The 4,595-nt window shown below is 58.3% G+C and carries 4 protein-coding genes; 3 read left to right on the forward strand and 1 reads right to left on the reverse strand.

What is annotated here, in order from left to right; translation table 11 throughout:
* On the reverse strand, positions 1-355 hold a 355-nt coding region (locus tag C9I57_RS31980; RefSeq protein WP_146166303.1), incomplete at its 3' end, for a helix-turn-helix domain-containing protein.
* 280 nt (positions 356-635) lie between these two features.
* Between C9I57_RS31980 and C9I57_RS31985 the strand changes: the two genes are divergently transcribed.
* From C9I57_RS31985 to C9I57_RS31995, 3 genes are all read left to right on the forward strand, one after another.
* On the forward strand, positions 636-1,508 hold the full coding sequence (locus C9I57_RS31985) for a MaoC family dehydratase (protein ID WP_107154500.1): 873 nt from the start codon (positions 636-638) through the stop codon (positions 1,506-1,508).
* Positions 1,509-1,605: 97 nt separating this feature from the next.
* The gene (locus tag C9I57_RS31990) at positions 1,606-2,355 is read left to right on the forward strand and encodes an electron transfer flavoprotein subunit beta/FixA family protein (protein ID WP_107154501.1); all 750 of its coding nucleotides are present in this window, start codon (positions 1,606-1,608) and stop codon (positions 2,353-2,355) included.
* A 14-nt stretch (positions 2,356-2,369) separates the two neighbouring features.
* Positions 2,370-3,314: an electron transfer flavoprotein subunit alpha/FixB family protein gene (locus C9I57_RS31995; RefSeq protein ID WP_107154502.1), complete on the forward strand. Its 945-nt coding sequence runs from the start codon at positions 2,370-2,372 to the stop codon at positions 3,312-3,314.
* Positions 3,315-4,595 lie beyond the last annotated feature (1,281 nt).

Below are 4,595 nucleotides of genomic sequence, written 5' to 3' on the forward strand. Positions count from 1 at the left end.
CCGCGGCCATGCTTCGCGTGCTCCAGTGCGTCGCGTTATCCGGGCGTTGCTGCGTAGTCAGCGCCACGATAGCCTTGACCTTGCGTGCAGAGATCTTCGGTTTGCGCCCGGGGCGCGTCTGGTCGTGCTCGATACCCGCTACACCGTCCGCGATAAAGCGAGCACGCCAGCGCGCCACCGTGCCTCGCCAGATACCCAGCTGCTCACCGATCTCTTTGTCCGTTTGGCCCTGTGCCGCGAGCAATATCATCCTGGCACGCTCGGCCAGCCGAACCGGGACCCTCCGGCCTGCCGCCCACATTTCCAGCTGTTTGCGCTGGCTTTCGCTCAGCTCAACTTTTGCCGCGATTCTCATGGGTTCTCCCTCCTTCCATACCTAGAGACTCGTAATTCGCGATTAAGTTGCACTATTTATGACGCACTACACTAGTGCATCTTCGACTGCATTGAGTCTGTCCAAGCAAGCACTTCGTCAAAGCTTGATGTGCGATATGAAGACAATGCTAGAGCTAGAAGCAGCGGGACAAGCAATCGCGGCGGCGAGCGAATATGCAAGCGAATCGATTCGAAGGCTCCGGGCGAAGGAGCCAGTGCAATTTTCTTGGCCGCACCGATAACGACTGTGGGGATACACAATGATTGATTACGAAAAGACCAAGGCATGGAACTCGGGAGAGGTTCGGCATAGCTTCACAGAGAAGGACACCATTCTCTACGCCCTTGGACTCGGTATCTGCGATGATCCCATGAATCGCGAACAATTGGGATTTGTCTACGAAAAGGATCTCGTCGCTATGCCGACGATGGTCGCAGTGCTTGCCTCGCCGGGTTCGTGGATGCGCGATCGCCAAGAGTTTGGTATCGACTATCTAAAGCTGGTGCACGGCGAGCAAAGTATAACTTTGCACCGTACGTTGCCCATCGCGGGAACAGTGATAGGTCGTAGTCGCGTCGTACGGATCGTCGACAAGGGTGAGGGAAAAGGTGCGGTAATGCACGTGGAGAAGACGCTACACGAGGAACGCAGCGGCGACCACCTTGCGACGGCCGAGCAGGTTCTCTTTCTGCGCGGCGATGGCGGCTTTTCACAAGGAGGGGGCGGGGATGATCCGGCTACTCCGCTTCCCAAGGCGCCAGAATCGGCACCACATTTCGTCGTCGAGTTGCCGACACGCGCAGATGCTGCTTTGCTCTACCGACTTTCAGGCGACCTGAACCCACTCCACATTGATCCGAGCGTCGCCGCAAAGGCGGGATTCGCGCGCCCGATTCTTCATGGACTCGCGACGTACGGTATTGCAGGCCATGGTGTCTTGAAGGCCTTCTGTGACTACGATCCTACACGGCTGAAGGAGATTCGGGCACGACTATCGTCACCCGTGTTTCCGGGAGAGACACTTGTACTTGAGTGCTGGAGAGTATCAGATGATGAGGTGGCGTTTCAAGGACGGGTGAAAGAGCGAGATGTGCAAGTCTTGTCAAACGGTCGGGCGCGGATTGGTCGCTAACACAGGGCCAAATCGGCAGACTTCTTGAAGGTCACGGGTTTGAGCGACAAGTGTTTTGTCCGCTCAGTGAAGTATCTAGCATTAGGAGTTGCGAGAATTGAAGATCTTCGTCGGAGTGAAACGTGTCGTCGATGCAAACGTAAAAGTTGGCGTGAAATCGGACGGCACAGGTGTCGATTTGACAAACGTGAAGATGTCGATGAATCCGTTCGACGAAATTGCTGTGGAAGAGGCGGTGCGTCTGAAGGAAGCGGGCGTGGCAACGGAAGTCATTGCAGTTTCGGCGGGCGTGGCGCAAGCGCAGGAAACGCTGCGCACGGCGCTAGCCATCGGCGCGGATCGCGCGATTCTCATCAAGTCGAATGAAGACCTCCAGCCGCTGGCTATCGCCAAGCTCCTGAAGGCGCTGGTCGACAAGGAACAGCCGCAATTGATCATTCTCGGCAAGCAGGCAATCGACAATGATTCGAACCAGACCGGGCAGATGCTCGCCGCGCTGGCAGACCTCCCTCAGGCCACGTTTGCATCGAAGGTTATCGTGGCCGACGGCAAGGCCACCGTGTCGCGCGAAGTGGATGGCGGTGCGGAAACGCTGTCGCTCACGCTGCCCGCAGTGGTCACGACCGATCTGCGCCTGAACGAGCCGCGCTACGTCACGCTGCCGAACATCATGAAGGCAAAGAAGAAGCCGCTTGAAACCGTGAAGCCCGAAGACCTCGGTGTGGACGTCACGCCGCGCCTGAAGATGCTGAAGGTTGCCGAGCCGCCCAAGCGTTCGGCAGGCGTGAAGGTGCCGGACGTAAAGACGCTGGTCGAGAAGCTGAAGACGGAAGCCAAGGTGCTGTAAAGGAGCGAGACGAAATGACGAATCTGGTTATTGCAGAACACGACAATCAGTCGGTCAAGGCTGCAACGCTGAACACCGTGGCTGCCGCACAGAAGATCGGCGGCGACGTGCACGTGCTGGTCGCGGGTCACAACGCGCAGGCCGCTGCCGACGCAGCCGCGAAGATCGCTGGCGTGGCGAAGGTCCTACTGGCCGACGCGCCGCAGCTCGAAGTGGGCCTCGCAGAAAACGTCGAAGCGACGGTGCTGTCGATCGCGAAGAACTACTCGCACATCCTGGCTCCGGCGACGGCAGCAGGCAAGAACGTAACGCCGCGTATCGCCGCAAAGCTCGACGTTGCGCAGATCAGCGACATCACCGCCGTCGATTCGCCGGACACGTTCGAGCGCCCGATCTACGCGGGCAACGCAATTGCGACGGTGCAATCGCAGGATCCGGTCAAGGTCATCACGGTCCGTACGACGGCGTTCGACGCGGTCGCGGCCGAAGGCGGCAGTGCGGCAGTCGAGAAGATCGACGCAGCGGCAGACAGCGGTCTGTCGCAGTTCGTGAGCCGTGAGGTCACGAAGCTGGACCGTCCGGAACTGACGAGCGCGAAGATCATCGTCTCGGGCGGACGTGGTCTGGGCAGCGGCGAGAACTACACGAAGGTTCTGGAGCCGCTCGCGGACAAGCTCAATGCTGCACTCGGCGCATCGCGCGCTGCAGTCGATGCTGGCTACGTGCCGAACGACTATCAGGTCGGTCAAACGGGCAAGATCGTCGCGCCGCAGTTGTACGTGGCAGTCGGCATCTCGGGCGCGATTCAGCACTTGGCCGGCATGAAGGACTCAAAGGTCATCGTCGCGATCAACAAGGACGAAGAAGCACCTATCTTCAGTGTGGCTGACTACGGCCTCGTGGGGGACTTGTTTACCACTACGCCTGAACTCGTTGCCGAGCTCTCGGCACAGTCATAGCGATCTGAAGTGGCAATGTTGCGTGCCCAGTGACATTGCCGCTTACCCACGCCTAAGGAGCGCCCGACAGAGCGCCAAGTCGTGCAGCAGGAGAAGTCGATGAATAGCCGGGAACGATCGCTGCGTGCTTTGTTCGACAAGTGGGTTGGCGTCGAAAGCGCGTCACGAGCTCGTGTGACGCGCATTAGTCGCAACGCATGCAAGCAGTCGCGCATACTTCGTGTAGAGACACAACGCGCCTCCGGCACATTCACAATTCTGTTCTTTCGCCATAAGGACGGATCGTGGAGAGTTTATCCGCCGGCGCATCAGCGACCCGTGATGGGTCTCAACCAACGAAACTCCGAGCCCCCGCTGCCACGAGCCATGGGCGCGCCGCACTCTTTCCGGATTGGTGGCTTAACTCGCTCAGGCTAGTTGGCACCTCACCTCCAAGGCCGCTCAGCGCTGCTCTCTGGCAACGATGGGCTCTTAAATCACCCTAGCTTTTCGATAGCAACCTATCCAGCAATATTTTGTCGCGGGAGCCCCATGCGACGCACACGAGGGCCTCCCTTGATGGACTATCGTTGCTGCCGCTGGGTTTCAGTGTATAGCCCAAACTAGAGCGCTAGTCTCGTCACCTCTATATGAACGCCAACAGGCTGCGCTACACGACGTGGCGGCGGTTCAGTGGCCCGCGATCCGGTGTTGCGCTCATCGCTCGCGGCCGTTGAATCTATACCGGGATTCCAGCGTTTAACGCTCCTTCGCGGTGTTCGTACACGAAACGTCGCGCTGTGCACTGATTGCATCCGGATCTGTTCAAGAATGCGTGAAGACGCTCCATCCCGTTCATCCAGTTATCGTCGGAGTGGATCGAGCCAGCCGCCACTGCCGCAACTGACAATCCCAATGGATTGGGCCAAAGCAGCATCAACCCACGTCCACATTCCCGATCGTCAACGCGATAGCGTCGCGTCTATAAGCGGGTTTTCCCTAGGGATGTTTTCCCGTATTTCGATGGTCCAACCATTGAATAAATTCACGATGCCGCGTACTCTGTGGCCGTCAATTGAAATTCGGCTCTTCAGTGTCCCCTCGACCGATCCATCGCGACACGATGAGAAATAGGTCACGCGCGAATCCAATCTGACCGGATTGATCGTCTTGCTGCTAGTGGTGTGCGTCAAACGGATTGCATCTTATTCAGCTTGGCGCGGGCGCGCGTGACTTTCGTCAGGATGTCGGAAGCCTTTGCCGTCCAGATGAACGGTTTCGGATCACCATTGTGCTTCTCGA

The sequence above is a fragment of the Trinickia symbiotica genome, assembly GCF_003028655.1.
GTDB classification, from domain to species: domain Bacteria; phylum Pseudomonadota; class Gammaproteobacteria; order Burkholderiales; family Burkholderiaceae; genus Trinickia; species Trinickia symbiotica_A.